Origin of the sequence: Cytobacillus sp. FSL M8-0252 (assembly GCF_038007345.1) — a bacterium.
GTDB classification, from domain to species: Bacteria; Bacillota; Bacilli; order Bacillales; family Cytobacillaceae; genus Cytobacillus; species Cytobacillus kochii.
This window is the reverse complement of record NZ_JBBOWZ010000001.1, coordinates 2,767,288-2,781,607: the sequence shown is the minus strand read 5'-3', so window position 1 is coordinate 2,781,607 and position 14,320 is coordinate 2,767,288. Positions and strand designations below refer to the sequence as shown.

General features: G+C 36.7%; 17 protein-coding genes. 13 read left to right on the top strand and 4 right to left on the bottom strand.

Features of this window, described 5'->3' with window-relative positions; all coding sequences use genetic code 11:
- The 7 genes from trpC to MKX83_RS13945 all read left to right on the top strand — a co-directional run bounded on the left by trpC (position 1) and on the right by MKX83_RS13945 (position 6,646).
- Complete coding sequence (trpC, locus tag MKX83_RS13975) at positions 1-783, top strand: indole-3-glycerol phosphate synthase TrpC (RefSeq protein ID WP_251161793.1); 783 nt, start codon at positions 1-3, stop codon at positions 781-783.
- Entirely contained in the window at positions 780-1,388 is a 609-nt protein-coding gene (locus tag MKX83_RS13970) for a phosphoribosylanthranilate isomerase (RefSeq protein WP_281202523.1), read from the top strand. The genes trpC and MKX83_RS13970 overlap by 4 nt, the downstream gene beginning before the upstream one ends.
- 14 nt (positions 1,389-1,402) lie before the next feature.
- Positions 1,403-2,605, top strand: coding sequence for a tryptophan synthase subunit beta (gene trpB, locus MKX83_RS13965; protein ID WP_341055918.1), 1,203 nt, complete (start codon positions 1,403-1,405; stop codon positions 2,603-2,605).
- Complete coding sequence (gene trpA / locus MKX83_RS13960; protein WP_341055917.1) at positions 2,602-3,381, top strand: tryptophan synthase subunit alpha; 780 nt, start codon at positions 2,602-2,604, stop codon at positions 3,379-3,381. Before trpB ends, trpA begins: the two co-directional genes overlap by 4 nt.
- Positions 3,382-3,514: 133 nt before the next feature.
- Complete coding sequence (gene cdaS / locus MKX83_RS13955) at positions 3,515-4,114, top strand: sporulation-specific diadenylate cyclase CdaS (RefSeq protein ID WP_095372991.1); 600 nt, start codon at positions 3,515-3,517, stop codon at positions 4,112-4,114.
- Between the two features lie 71 nt (positions 4,115-4,185).
- Positions 4,186-5,787 carry a catalase gene (locus tag MKX83_RS13950; protein WP_341055914.1) on the top strand — a complete coding sequence of 534 codons (1,602 nt, stop codon included), beginning with the start codon at positions 4,186-4,188 and terminating at the stop codon, positions 5,785-5,787.
- A 199-nt stretch (positions 5,788-5,986) separates the two neighbouring features.
- Positions 5,987-6,646, top strand: a complete 660-nt coding sequence (locus MKX83_RS13945) for an SOS response-associated peptidase (protein WP_341055913.1) — start codon at positions 5,987-5,989, stop codon at positions 6,644-6,646.
- A gap of 38 nt (positions 6,647-6,684) precedes the next feature.
- Here MKX83_RS13945 and MKX83_RS13940 read toward each other — a convergent pair whose 3' ends face one another.
- The 4 genes from MKX83_RS13940 to MKX83_RS13925 all read right to left on the bottom strand — a co-directional run bounded on the left by MKX83_RS13940 (position 6,685) and on the right by MKX83_RS13925 (position 7,762).
- Positions 6,685-6,966: an iron-sulfur cluster biosynthesis family protein gene (locus MKX83_RS13940; protein WP_157733957.1), complete on the bottom strand. Its 282-nt coding sequence runs from the start codon at positions 6,964-6,966 to the stop codon at positions 6,685-6,687.
- A 5-nt stretch (positions 6,967-6,971) separates the two neighbouring features.
- Entirely contained in the window at positions 6,972-7,166 is a 195-nt protein-coding gene (locus MKX83_RS13935) for a hypothetical protein (RefSeq protein WP_157733958.1), read from the bottom strand.
- 285 nt (positions 7,167-7,451) lie between these two features.
- The gene (locus MKX83_RS13930) at positions 7,452-7,589 is read right to left on the bottom strand and encodes a hypothetical protein (RefSeq protein ID WP_180316959.1); all 138 of its coding nucleotides are present in this window, start codon (positions 7,587-7,589) and stop codon (positions 7,452-7,454) included.
- A 26-nt stretch (positions 7,590-7,615) separates the two neighbouring features.
- A complete protein-coding gene (locus MKX83_RS13925; protein ID WP_224938446.1) occupies positions 7,616-7,762 on the bottom strand; it encodes a Fur-regulated basic protein FbpA in 147 nt (48 codons plus the stop codon).
- A 181-nt stretch (positions 7,763-7,943) separates the two neighbouring features.
- On the opposite strand from MKX83_RS13925, the gene MKX83_RS13920 reads away from it, so the two are divergent.
- The 6 genes from MKX83_RS13920 to MKX83_RS13895 all read left to right on the top strand — a co-directional run bounded on the left by MKX83_RS13920 (position 7,944) and on the right by MKX83_RS13895 (position 14,300).
- A complete protein-coding gene (locus tag MKX83_RS13920; protein WP_095372996.1) occupies positions 7,944-8,282 on the top strand; it encodes a MerR family transcriptional regulator in 339 nt (112 codons plus the stop codon).
- 312 nt (positions 8,283-8,594) lie between these two features.
- Positions 8,595-9,353, top strand: coding sequence for a threonine/serine exporter family protein (locus MKX83_RS13915; protein WP_322909485.1), 759 nt, complete (start codon positions 8,595-8,597; stop codon positions 9,351-9,353).
- 28 nt (positions 9,354-9,381) lie between these two features.
- Complete coding sequence (locus MKX83_RS13910) at positions 9,382-9,831, top strand: threonine/serine exporter family protein (RefSeq protein WP_095373663.1); 450 nt, start codon at positions 9,382-9,384, stop codon at positions 9,829-9,831.
- A gap of 61 nt (positions 9,832-9,892) precedes the next feature.
- Positions 9,893-11,503 carry a glycoside hydrolase family 3 protein gene (locus tag MKX83_RS13905; protein WP_307313424.1) on the top strand — a complete coding sequence of 537 codons (1,611 nt, stop codon included), beginning with the start codon at positions 9,893-9,895 and terminating at the stop codon, positions 11,501-11,503.
- A 73-nt stretch (positions 11,504-11,576) separates the two neighbouring features.
- Positions 11,577-13,289: an ABC transporter ATP-binding protein gene (locus MKX83_RS13900; protein ID WP_307313426.1), complete on the top strand. Its 1,713-nt coding sequence runs from the start codon at positions 11,577-11,579 to the stop codon at positions 13,287-13,289.
- 144 nt (positions 13,290-13,433) lie between these two features.
- On the top strand, positions 13,434-14,300 hold the full coding sequence (locus MKX83_RS13895) for a carbon-nitrogen hydrolase family protein (RefSeq protein ID WP_341055912.1): 867 nt from the start codon (positions 13,434-13,436) through the stop codon (positions 14,298-14,300).
- Positions 14,301-14,320: the final 20 nt, after the last annotated feature.

Here is a 14,320-nt window from a genome sequence, read left to right as displayed (position 1 = left end):
ATGACAATCTTAGATCGTATCATTTCAGAAAAAAGACGAACTTTATCAAATTTAGCCTATTCCGGAAATAGTCGAAGGAACGGAACTACACGCTCTTTATTAAAACAATTAGAAAAAAATAAACCTGTGATTATCGCTGAATTTAAACGAGCATCTCCTTCTAAAGGAATCATAAATAATCTATTACAACCTGACGAGCAAGCCTGTTTATATGAGCGCTTTGGTGCTGATGCCATGTCTGTTCTGACCGATACCCCATTTTTTAAAGGAAATTTTACAGATTTAACAACTGTTTTTGATGCGGTATCACTACCTTTATTATGTAAAGACTTTATTATCGATGAAAGGCAAATCGTTTATGCCAAAAATCATGGAGCAACAGTTATTTTATTGATTGTTGCAGCATTAACGAAAGATCAGTTAAAACAACTCTTTCATTTTGCAATCAATGAAGGTCTTGAGGTGTTGGTTGAAGTACACAATAAAGCTGAAGCAGAAAGGGCAATAGCATTAGGTGCTGAAATCATTGGTGTGAATAATCGTGACCTTCATACATTTGGTGTGGATTTGCAGGTAACGGAATCACTCGCTCCACTTATAAAAGAATCAGGAGCGTTCTTAATTAGTGAGAGTGGATTAAAAACAGGGGAAGATGTAGCAAGAGTAATTAATGCTGGAGCAGACGGTATTTTAGTCGGGGAAGCATTGATGACATCTGAAAACTTAGAATTATTAATGAGGCAAATGAAAAAGACGCAAAATTTGGCTGGTGGATCGAAATGAAAGTGAAAATTTGTGGAATTGTTAGTGAGGAAATTGCACAGCAAGCAATAGTCTATGGGGCTGATGCCCTCGGATTTGTTTTTGCTGTAAGTAAACGTAGAATTACTACCGAGAAGGCGAAAAAGATTATTAAAGGTTTGCCTATAAATGTATGGAAGGTCGGAGTCTTTGTTGATGAGCCAATAGAATCGCTTCTTCTCATAGCAAAAGAAGTAGGGTTAACACATGTGCAATTACACGGTGATGAATCGAAAAACTATTGCGCAGAAATTACATCTCATGGTTTTGAGGTAATTAAAGCGATACAAATGAAAAGCGAAAAAGATATCAACCTTATCTATGAATACGATGATGATTACATTCTTGTTGATAGTCCAAGAGGTAAATATCATGGCGGTAATGGAACGAGCTTTGATTGGACATTGCTGCAAGAAATGCAAAGAAAACACCCTAAATTAATTCTCGCTGGTGGTTTAACAGCAGAAAATGTTAAAGTCGCCATTTCACAATGTGCTCCCTTTATGGTTGATGTAAGTTCAGGTGTTGAAATAGATGGAAAAAAAAGTCCGAGTAAAATTAGAAGATTTATAGAAGCAACAAATTAAGAGGAGGAATAAAAATGACAACAACTACCCTACCAGATGAAAAAGGACATTTTGGCACGTATGGAGGAAGATATGTACCAGAAACGCTTATGCAGGCCATCCTAGAATTAGAAAAAGAATATGAAAAAGCAAAAGTCGATCCTGCATTTCAAAATGAGCTATATGATTTATTAAGAGATTATGTTGGAAGAGAAACACCACTCTATTACGCGAAAAATTTGACAAAATACGCTGGGGGTGGAAAAATCTATCTCAAGCGCGAAGATTTAAATCATACTGGTGCCCATAAAATAAATAACTCTCTTGGGCAAGCATTATTGACTAAAAGAATGGGAAAATCAAAGGTTGTTGCAGAAACAGGGGCTGGTCAGCATGGTGTAGCAACTGCGACGGCTTGTGCGCTTCTTAATTTAGAATGTGTGATTTTTATGGGAGAAGAAGATATATTGCGTCAGCAATTGAATGTATTTCGGATGGAAATACTCGGTGCAAAGGTCATCAGTGTAAAGTCTGGAAGTGCAACTTTAAAAGATGCAGTTAATGAAGCATTAAGATATTGGGTGTCAAATGTAGAAGATACGCATTATATACTGGGCTCTGCTATGGGACCACATCCCTTCCCTAAAATTGTTAGAGATTTTCAAAGTGTGATTGGCCAGGAAACGAAAAAACAATTTATCGAAAAAGAAGCTAAACTTCCAGAAGCGATAGTGGCATGTATCGGCGGAGGGAGTAATGCAATTGGGATGTTTTATCCGTTTTTAGAAGATCGTGAAGTAAAACTTTATGGCGTAGAGGCTGCTGGCTTAGGACTTCATAGTGAAAAGCATGCAGCATCATTAGCGAAAGGCAAACCTGGTATTCTTCACGGAGCCTATATGTATCTCCTCCAAAATCAAGATGGTCAAATTCAAGAAGCCCATTCAATATCAGCAGGTCTAGATTATCCAGGGATCGGGCCTGAACATTGCTATTTACATGATATTGAACGAGTGCAATATGATGCCATTACCGATGATGAAGCACTGGAAGCGTTACAGGTGCTCTCGAAAACTGAAGGAATTATTCCGGCATTAGAAAGTGCCCATGCAATTAGTTATGCGATAAAACTTGCAAAAGAAATGGAGCCAACAGAACATATCGTTGTTTGTCTTTCGGGTAGAGGAGATAAGGATATGGAGGCTGTTAGATCGAAAATAGGGGGAGTAAAAGCATGAACCGCATCGAAAAAGTGTTCCAAATAATGAAAAAAGAAGGAAAAAAAGCATTTGTACCTTATGTAATGGCTGGGGACGGTGGCTTACCATCTTTGAAAGAAAAGTTAGTGTTTTTACAAGAAGCAGGAGCAACTGCCATTGAGATAGGTATCCCATTTTCTGATCCAGTAGCTGATGGTCCCGTTATTCAAGAGGCTGGTATTAGAGCTTTAAATACGGGTGTAACATTAAAAGAAATTGTTGATTGTATTAGAGAAATACGACCAATTATCCATATTCCATTGATCTTTATGACGTATATGAACCCATTATTATCTTATGGGCTGGAGCGGTTCTCGAGAGATATTCAAACATCCGGTATCGATGGATTAATCATTCCTGATTTACCTATTGAAGAAGAAGAAATTATCACTTCTTACTTAGAAGAAGTTAAAATCGAATTGATTCGTTTAGTGACATTACAAAGTCCAATCGATAGAATTGAGGAAATAACCAAGCGAGGTAAAGGTTTCGTCTACGCTGTTACCGTAAATGGCATTACTGGTACGAGAGCACAATTTGCTTCTCAGCTCTCAAGTCATTTAGAGAAAATAAAAAGTATAAGTCCACTACCCGTCTTAGCTGGATTTGGAATCTCCACACCAGAACATGTAGAAGAAATTCTTCAGTATTGTGATGGTGTCATTGTCGGATCAAAAATTATAGAGCTAATGGAAGCTGATAATTATGAACAGATCCGCGCTTTGATTAACGCAACCAAGCTACCTATTGCTTGAAAAATGGAGTACGAAAAAGAGCCGATTGGCTCTTTTTTTTACCTAAAACTAACAACAGAAAAAGAACATAATTAACGACTAATAAATCAAAATATGATATAGAGAAAAAATATCCCCGCGAAAGGAGAAAAAAATGCAATATGGTTTAGAAGACTACCAGAGCACACTTGAACAATATATAAAGGATATCGAGGCTCAGCTTTCTCACTTATCAAATATTAATATTGGCGTTGATTGTTGCATTTTAACCGAGTTTGAACAGCTCCAACAAATCGTGTCTGATGCCCATAATCTAACTGCGACTTATTACTTGCAGCATTATTTATCACCGTTTACAAACCATTTTTCTAGCATATCATTAGCGGGGCAAACACTATCGAACAAAGGTCACGGTGGCTTAATCATTATCGAGCGCGAAGTGGATGTTACGCCTTTTATCCATAATGGCATTCAAATCGATGCAAGGGTGAGTCAAGCCTTAATAGAAACGATTTTTTATCCAGGTGGTCCTGTACATGATGGAGGAACATTAATTCGTGGTGATATAATCATTTCAGCTGGAAATATTCTTCCTTTAACCAATATGGAAGTAGATGGGCGCGTTCTAGGTACACGACATCGGGCGGCCCTTGGTTTATCGGAACTTACAGATGCGGTTATCTTAGTTGTATCAGAAGAGTCTGGCCGTATTTCTTTTGCTTATAAAGGAGAGTTGTTTGTTGTTCGTCCATAAATTTATACATAGAAAAGGTCTAACTTGCACATATTACTCAAGGAAAGATATGTAAAAGGAGGCTTTTTTCTATGAATAATGATCATAATGGTGAAAATGAAAAATTCGAACAAGAAGAAACCTTGACTAACCGCCAAGGACATCCGGTTACTAATAATCAAAACATACGAACAGTAAGTAACAGAGGACCAGCGACACTAGAAAATTATGATTTTATTGAAAAAATTAGTCACTTCGACCGTGAGCGTATTCCAGAAAGGGTCGTGCATGCAAGAGGTGCTGGCGCTCATGGTTATTTTGAAGCGACAGGCATGGCAGGTGACGAACCAGTATCTAAATATACAAGGGCAAAACTTTTCCAAGAAAAAGGAAAGAAGACACCCGTGTTTGTTCGTTTTTCATCTGTTATCCATGGTGGTCACTCACCGGAAACACTTCGAGATCCGAGAGGGTTTGCAACAAAATTTTATACAGAAGAAGGGAATTGGGACTTAGTAGGTAATAATTTAAAAGTATTTTTTATTCGGGATGCGATGAAGTTTCCTGACATGGTGCATGCATTTAAACCAGACCCATTAACCAATATTCAGGATGCAGAGAGGTTTTTTGATTTTTGTGCTAATTCACCTGAAAGTTTCCATATGGTCACATTTCTTTATTCACCTTGGGGAATACCGGCAAACTATCGCCAAATGCAAGGCTCGGGTGTGAATACATATAAATGGGTTAACGAAGAAGGGGAAGCGGTACTTGTAAAGTATCATTGGGAACCGAAGCAAGGGATTAAAAATTTAACACAAGAGGAAGCAGAACAGATTCAAGCAAAGAATTTTAATCATGCTACACAAGACTTATATGACGAAATTGAAAAAGAGAATTATCCTGAATGGGATTTTTTCGTTCAAATCATGAGTGATGATGCGCATCCAGAATTAGATTTTGACCCCTTGGATGATACAAAATTATGGCCGGAGGATCAATTTCCATGGCTTCATATTGGTAAGATGGTGTTAAATAAGAATCCGGAAGATTATTTTAATGAGGTCGAACAAGTTGCCTTCGGAACAGGGGTACTCGTTGATGGTCTTGATTTTTCTGATGATAAAATGTTGCAAGGTCGGACATTTTCTTATTCAGATACGCAAAGGTATCGTGTTGGACCTAACTACTTGCAATTACCTATTAATAAGCCGAAAACAAATCAAGCGACAAATCAGCGTGGAGGACAGATGTCTTACTATGTCGATAAAGCACCTGGTCAAAATCCGCATGTTAACTATGAACCTTCTAGTTTAGGTGGTTTAAAAGAATCAGAGCAATCCGGTAAAGAGCATACACCAAAAATCAGTGGTGAGCTCGTTCGAGAATCGATTGATCGTAATGATAATACAAAACAGGCTGGACATACCTTCCGTGAATTTGAGGACTGGGAAAAAGATGAATTGATATCAAACTTAGTGAATGATCTTTCCACATGTGCTAAGGTGTTACAAGATAAAATGATTACATTAGCTGAATCAGCGGATGATGAATATGGCAAGAGGCTAAGAGAAGGTTTAGCGAATGCTCGGAAAGAGGAAGGGATGCATAAAGGTCGTCCACTTGGTGATAAAGATGGCGATGACGCACCCGGACATGCTGAACAGATGGGGCATGATGCAGATCGTTATTAATGAAAGGAGGGCTTGTTGCCCTTCTTTTTATTTTATTGGAATTAAAAAGTAACTATGAGCGTTACTACTCACGTAATTAAGGTCATGAAAAAAGGTTGTTAGGGTAGAAAATAGATTTCTTTGGATTGCTCAGGCAGCTATATTTTTACGGTTATGAATATGAGTGGTATATGCTTTTAATAAGAAAGGGGTTGTCATCATGTGTGGTCGATTTACCTTATCTGAAGAAGTGTTCATTCTACAAAAAACATTTGAGTTTTATTATCATGATGAAGCGGATTTACCCAGGTATAATATTGCACCGGGGCAAAAAATTTTAACTATAGTAGAGGAGCAAGGAGAGAAAATTGGGAGGAAAATGACATGGGGTTTCATACCACCGTGGGCAAAAGCAAAACGTAATAGCACTTCATTCATTAATGCACGTGCAGAAACAGCGGATGAGAAACCTAGCTTTAAGCACTCTTTCCATACAAGGCGCTGTTTAGTCTTAGCTGATGGCTTTTATGAATGGAAGAAAATAGAAGGTGGTAAAAGCCAGCCTTTTCATTTTACATTGCTTGAAAATAAGCCGTTTGCGATGGCGGGAATCTGGAGCGAATATAGACAAGGGGACGAACTTTTTACATCATGTTGTATTTTAACCACAGCCGCAAATGAGATCATGTCGTCTGTTCATCATCGTATGCCGGTCATGTTAACAGGTAATGAAGGTGATAAGTGGATGTATAGCAAAGATAAACAACAGCTGAAATCATTATGCAAACCTTTTCAAAGTGAAGAAATGCAAATGGTTAAAGTCTCAGAATTGGTGAATTCTGTGCATAATGATTATCCTGAGCTACTGAATAGTTTATAATCTAAAAAAATTGTTCAAGAGCTCCTTCTTGAACAATTTTAGAATGGTTGTACGAGAGGATGTGGATGGCGTATAAAGAATCCACCATCGTTATAATCAATCATTGTATCCCGTAGATAAGGTAAATCTGTAGGGTGGTATATGACTTGCACTGAATCATGTGTATAGATAGCGTCTTGTGTTGTGATTGTATCGGTTAGTGTAAGATCATATTTTCGTTGGTTACAACAAGGGGTCGTAATTCGAAAGCGAATCATTACGTTGTCTTGACCGCTCCATTCTAAGAGTGCCTGTGTGGCCTCTTTTGTAATTGCAAACAAGTTACTCAACTCCTGTTTTTTTGCGCTCTGAATTTTATTAATTTCTCTTTGAAATGAGACCATCTCTTGATTCGAGTTGTGTTTTCATCATTTTCACGGGTTTGATAAAAAAGTGAACGATGAACTACATAATGTATAACTTCTTCAATGATAATTAGTCCTACTAAAATACTTAAGGCAATAGTTAACCAAATTGGCAATTATAACCCTCCTAATAGTGGGAATATATTAATCAGTATGAGGAAAATCTGAGATGGCTTTAATATTCATTTTATCATATTTTTCGTACAACATGGTTGTATTATGGCTGGATCAATAAAAAAAGAAACGAGCTCATTCCACTATTACTTGGAATGGAGTTCGTTTCTTTATATATAAATATTTTATATCTTTACATATAAATGGTTACGTAAATAGAAATAAAAAGATCAACGTTCCGTAAATCTCTACATAATTAGTCAGAGAATTTAACAAAATAGTCCGATTTAACTGTTTTGTACAAGACGAAGAAGTTTATGTGCATCATCTCCTGTAAGAGCCGCATAATACTCCCAAATCTCGTCTCTTAATAAGTCGAGTTCAATAATTTTTTTCGCTAATTGAACTGCTTCTTCATTTTCCATTTGTTAAATCCCCCAATTAATTTTGATTATTTAATTGATAAATGTTTTTTTGATAATCCCTCAAGTTCAGAGAGTGTTAAGCTTTGAAGTTTCTGATCGTGCAAACCGTATTCTTGTAATAACTTAATCAAATAATTTCGTTTCTTTTCTACCGCTTTACGTAAATATTGCATTTTTATCTGCTCCTTTAAATTGATGATGATGTCATTCTAAAACGTTTGTTATAAAAAATCATCTGAATTGTTAGATAATCTAACATGGTTTATTTTATGTTATTTTTTTAACATAACTAGTGAAATTTTTTAACAATTCTGTATAATAGAAATAAAACCTTAAAAATAGGGTGGTCTGCAGATGGAAAATGAATGGTCATATAAGGAAAGAAAAGTCATTTCAATTGGCGCTGTTAGTGAACTTACTGGATTAAGCGAAAGACAAATTAGATACTATGAAGAACGGAAATTGATATTTCCTTCAAGGTCTGATCGTGGTAATCGCAAATATTCTTTTTCGGATGTAGAAAGGTTAATAGATATTGCAAATAAACGAGAAGAAGGTGTGAGAACAGATGAAATTCGCATGGAATATAAAAAAGAAAAGGTGAAAGAAGATCGCGAAACAAGAAAGAAAATGATACAAGGACAGCTCAATGCGAGATTTATGGGGCAAAATAATGGAAAGAGATTTAATTGATATTTGAAAAGAATAGATGGTGACAGGGTTCTTTTAAACAGGATGACGAAAGTAGTCTCCGTTTTTAAAGCCCTTTTTTTATATCGTAAGTTACAGAATAGGATGTTAATGGTATTCTGTTATATATGATGACATAAATACATATTCTATGAGAAATGAAGGCTGTCCCTCTATATTGCTTTTAGAAGGGATTATTAAAATAATTCTGTATTTCTGCTCAATACTTCCTTATTTTAACGAATTCGTATACGATGGATAAGCGTAATTGTGGACCTTCAGAATAAGGTTTTGACGACATGGAGGGATATTTCTTTGAGTAAAAATAATGAACATGTGTTTGAAGTAATTGAGCTTTGTTTATTAGCGGGTAAAATTATGCTGCAATCCGGAGCAGAGACATATCGAGTGGAAGACACAATGACGAGAATAGCGGAAGCATTAGGTATTCCTAATTCACATAGTTATGTTACTCCTACAGGAATTGTTTTTTCGACTGATGACACCAACCCAGCGAAATTAATCAGAATCTCAGAACGTTCTACAGATCTATATAAGGTGACATTAGTAAATGGTGTATCGAGAAAAGTAAGTAATGGCGAACTGACAAGACAAGAAGCATTTGAAAAGTTAATGGAAATTGAAAAGGCAAATTATACATTTCCAATTTATCAACAGGTACTTGCAGCGGCTATTGCTAGTGCTTGTTTTATGATTATGTTTTTAGGCCAGTGGCATGATTTTTTTCCTGCCTTTATTACTGGTGGTGTTGGTTTCCTTTCTTTTATTTTTTTGCAGAGAGTAGTGCAAATTCGCTTCTTTTCTGAATTTCTTGCTTCTCTAATTATTGGTGTGATCTCGATGCTTTTTGTCAAAATCGGAATAGGCGAACAACTGGATAAAATCATTATTGGCTCGGTCATGCCACTCGTACCTGGATTACTGATTACTAATGCTGTGAGAGATTTGATGGCGGGGCATCTTGTTTCAGGGTTATCCAAGGGCGCAGAAGCGTTTTTAACGGCATTTGCTATAGGTGCTGGGGTGGCCGTTGTCTTTGCAACAATGAGTTAAATGAAAGTGAGGTGCGAAATACATGACAATGGTTATTACACATTTGTTTACAAGTTTTATTGCGGCAGCATCGTTCGGTGTCATTTTTAATGCGCCAAGAAAATCATTATTGCGTTGTGGGTTTGTTGGTATGATTGGCTGGATCATCTATATAATTCTTGTGAACAATCATTATGATGCGATCCCCGCTTCGTTAATTTCTGCAGTGTTCATTTCAGCAATTAGTCATATTTTCGCAAAAATCTATCGCACGCCAATAATTATCTTTAGTGTTGCTGGTATAATTCCATTGGTTCCAGGTGGTATTTCCTATGATGCAATGAGACATTTTGTGTTAAATGATTATAATATGGCCATCCAATTGGCAGCAAAGGCATTTATGATATCAGGTGCGATTGCGGTGGGACTTGTCATTGCAGAAGTGTTTTTTCAATTGTTTATGAAAGCAAAACATAAAATAACGTCCAGAAACACATAATAGAGAGGAGGTGCGCATAGCACCTCTTTTCTATTAATTAATGAAAAGATGTGAATGCAGGATGAGGCGTGTCATATTTTGTATTTGTTTTATGTTTCTATTGCAAAATGCATTGGGGGTTCAAGCTCTAACTATAGAAAAAGCGAACGTACCACAGCAACTCCATGAAATGAGTTTAGAGGAAAAAATAGGGCAAATGTTGATGATAGATTTTAATCAAACAGTCGGGAGCGGACAAATAGGTGTAAATGATTCAATTATTCGGGTAATAGATCAAATCCAACCTGGTGGGATCATTTTTTTTAAGGAAAATATTCAATCGATGGAACAAACAAAGCGATTTACAACGGAATTACAGCATCGCAATCGTGGAATTCCTTTCTTAATAGGTGTAGATCAAGAAGGTGGGGAAATTGTGAATCGCCTCCCTTTCTTAACAGAAATGCCAGGAAATATGGCATTAGGAGCTAGTAGTGATCTTGGACTTACCAAGCGTGTCGCCTCAGTATTAGGACAGGAGTTGGATTCACTAGGGTTTAATATGAACTTCGCACCTGTGGTTGATATGAATAGTAATCCTTTAAATCCGATCGTAGGTGTCCGCTCTTTTGGGGAAAATCCATACTTAGTTGCAAAAATGAGTGCAGCTTTTATGGAGGGGCTCCATGAAGCAGGAATATTTGCTGTAGCAAAGCATTTCCCGGGTCATGGTGATGTAACGGTTGATTCTCATAAAGGGTTACCCACTGTGTCTAAATCTATCGAGCAATTAAAGAAAAATGAGCTCATACCTTATCGATTTTTAATAGATAATGGTATTCAATCCATTATGACTGCTCATATTGCTTTTCCAGCTATTGAGAAGTCAATATATCCAGCATCGCTATCTCACGCTATAACAACGAATCTTCTGCGGCAAAGTTTTGGGTTTAATGGAGTAGTTATAACAGATGCCCTAAATATGCAAGCGGTAGCGAGCACTTTTACAGCAGCTGATGCCGCTATTTCAGCTGTTAATGCTGGTGCAGATATATTATTAATGCCAACGGAAGCATTAACTGTTAAGCGGGCACTAATAAATGCCGTCAAAACAGAGGTTATTAGTGAGGAAAGAATTGATTTATCTGTGCTAAGGATTCTAAAATTGAAAGCACAGTTATTTAAAGAGCATAACACGATTGATGTCATACGATCTAAAGAACATCTTAAGGTAGAAAAAGAAGCGGCTGAAAAAGGGATTACAATTATAAAACGCGATGAAACGCTCCCGATTCAAAAAAATGAGAGGGTAGCATTCATAGATGATGGTAGTAATCATCAATCGAACAAACTGTTAACAGAAATGTTAGTTAATGCGGGAATCACCGTTACAACAGAAGAAGAGGCAGAACGACTCATTTATATTTTACATCATAAAAAAGACGCGTTATTGAATAACAACCTACAAAAAGAAAAGAAGCCAATAATAGTGATTTCGACTACAACTCCTTATCACTATGAACAATGGGAATTTGTACAAGGATTTATTTCTACATTTAGTCAATCGAGAGCTAGTATACAGGCAGTAAGTGATTATCTTATAGGGGAATTGTTAGCAACAGGATGTTTACCAGTTTCAATATACGATTCAACAGGAAAAGTGATTGTAATGAGCGAACAGGAATGTAAATAAAGGAAAAAGGTATTGTAACTTTTATCTTCGAAGCATATAATCCAAGATATATTTTGAAAGTTAGGAGAATAGCATGTTTAGAAGATTTTTCACTTATTATTTACCTCATAAAAGACTATTTATTATTGATTTTAGTTGTGCAATTATCGTTGCTCTACTAGAATTAGCTTTTCCATTAGCTGTTAGTTGGTTTGTAGATGAATTACTACCAACCAACAATTGGTCGATGATTGTTGCGGTTAGTGCGGGTTTGTTTGCTCTTTATTTTACGAGTACTGGGCTACAGTTTGTTGTTAACTACTGGGGACATAAACTTGGTATTAATATTGAAACAGATATGAGACAGCAACTATTTACACATGTGCAGAAGCAATCTTTTCGTTTCTTTGATAATACGAAAACCGGTCATATTATGAGCCGGACAACCAACGACTTAATGGATATTGGTGAGTTAGCCCACCATGGACCAGAAGACCTTTTTATTGCAGCGATGACTTTTGTCGGCGCTTTTTGGATCATGTTAACAATTAATGTGAAGCTTGCGCTAGTAGCAATATTTATTGTACCGTTCCTTGTATGGCTCATTGCATATTGTAATATTTCTATGAATAAAGCTTGGAGAAGAATGTATACAGAAATTGCCGAAGTGAATGGTAGGGTTGAAGATAGTGTTTCTGGTGCCCGTGTTGTTCAGTCTTTTACGAATGAAGCTTTTGAAATTGAAAGATTTACAAAGGATAATAGAAGGTTTCGTTCGGCTAAACTTCGTGGCTATAAAGTCATGGGGATCACATTATCTGGCGTCTATTTCCTCACGAGAGTGTTAATTCTGTCTGTTTTAGTTTTTGGTGCTTGGTTAGCTTTCAATAATCAGTTAGCACCAGGAGAGTTGGTCGCTTTTGTATTGTATGCTAATCTTTTATTAAAGCCGATTGATAAAATTAGTGCGTTAATGGAGCTCTATCCAAAAGGAATGGCAGGGTTCAAGCGTTTCACCGAAATGATTGATCAAGAACCAGATATAAATGATAAGCCTGATGCAATAGAAGTTGATTCATTACAAGGGAATATTACCTTTAACGATGTCACATTCGGGTACAATGATACTCAAAAAGTTTTACAAGAGTTGAATTTTTATATTCAATCTGGACAAACGGTTGCCTTTGTTGGTCCTTCAGGCGCTGGGAAGTCTACGATTTGTTCATTAATACCTAGATTTTATGATGTTGATAAAGGAGCCATCACGATTGATGGTATCAACATTCAAGATATGACGAAAAACTCTTTAAGAAATCAAATTGGTATCGTTCAACAAGATGTCTTTTTGTTTACAGGCACTATTAAAGAGAATATTGCTTATGGCAAGTTGGATGCAACGGAAGAGGAAATCATATTAGCAGCAAGTAAAGCCCACCTAACGCAATGGATTGATACGTTACCTGATGGTTTCGAGACACAAGTTGGCGAGAGAGGGTTGAAACTTTCTGGGGGACAAAAGCAACGTTTAGCCATTGCGAGAATGTTTTTGAAAAATCCACCGATTTTAATCTTAGATGAAGCCACTTCAGCACTTGATACCGAAACTGAAAAACTCATCCAGTCGGCCTTAACTGAGTTATCTAAAGACAGAACGACACTTGTTATAGCCCATAGATTTGCCACGATTAAAAATGCCGATAAAATTATGGTTGTAACTGAAGATGGTATAACCGAAGAAGGAACTGAAGAAGAGTTACTCGCTCTTGAAGGGATATTTGCGAACCTACATCATGTGCAGTACCAATAAATAAAGGTTGTCAAAGTGAAAAATATTTATCATAATAAAAGTTATGAGAAAATTAAAGAAAGACTTGACTTGTTTACCCGGTAGAAAGAATGCGGCTTTTCTTTCTCTGGGTTTTATTATGCCCAAAAGATAAGGAGGATGACAATGAAGATGAGAGTTTCTAGTGTGCAGTATCATTTGCATACGATTCGTTCGTTTGAGGATTTTGCTCGACAATGCAAACACTATATTCTTACTGCAAAAGAGTTTGATTCTGAGTTTGTATTGTTTCCAGAATTTTTTACTACTCAATTACTATCAATTGGTAGTGAAACGGGTGAAAGTTTATCCATTGCAGAATTACCAGGTTTTACGAAACAATATCAATCGCTGTTTACTCAATTAGCTGCTGAAACAAATATGCATATGATTGCAGGGACTCACGTAATCAGGCGAAATAATCGTCTTTATAATATGGCCCATCTTTTTTACCCGGATGGAAGGATAGAAGAACAAGCAAAGCTTCATTTGACACCCACTGAAATATATGAATGGGGCATAACAAAGGGTGAGGACTTAAGAGTTTTCGATACAGAAAAAGGTAGGATTGCGATTCTTACATGTTATGACATAGAATTTCCTGAGATTGTCCGTATGGCAGTAGCGAAAGGGGCAGATGTTATTTTTTGCCCATCGTGTACAGATGACCGCCATGGTTTTCATCGCGTCAGATATACTTCTCACGCAAGAGCAATCGAAAATCAAATCTATGTAGTAGGTGCAGGGACGGTGGGATCACTTCCCACAGTTGATTTTATGCGTGCAAATTTTGGACAAGCAGCTATCATGACACCAAACGATATACCCTTTCCTCCGCAAGGTGTTTTAGCAGAGGGGGAATTAAATAATGATATGATTATTACAGCAGACATCGATCTTCATTTATTGGATGAAGTAAGAAAAAAAGGATCTATTACAACTTGGCGTGACCGGAGAACGGATTTATATTATGATTGGGAAAAGGCAAGATAGGATTATTGAACATGTCATTG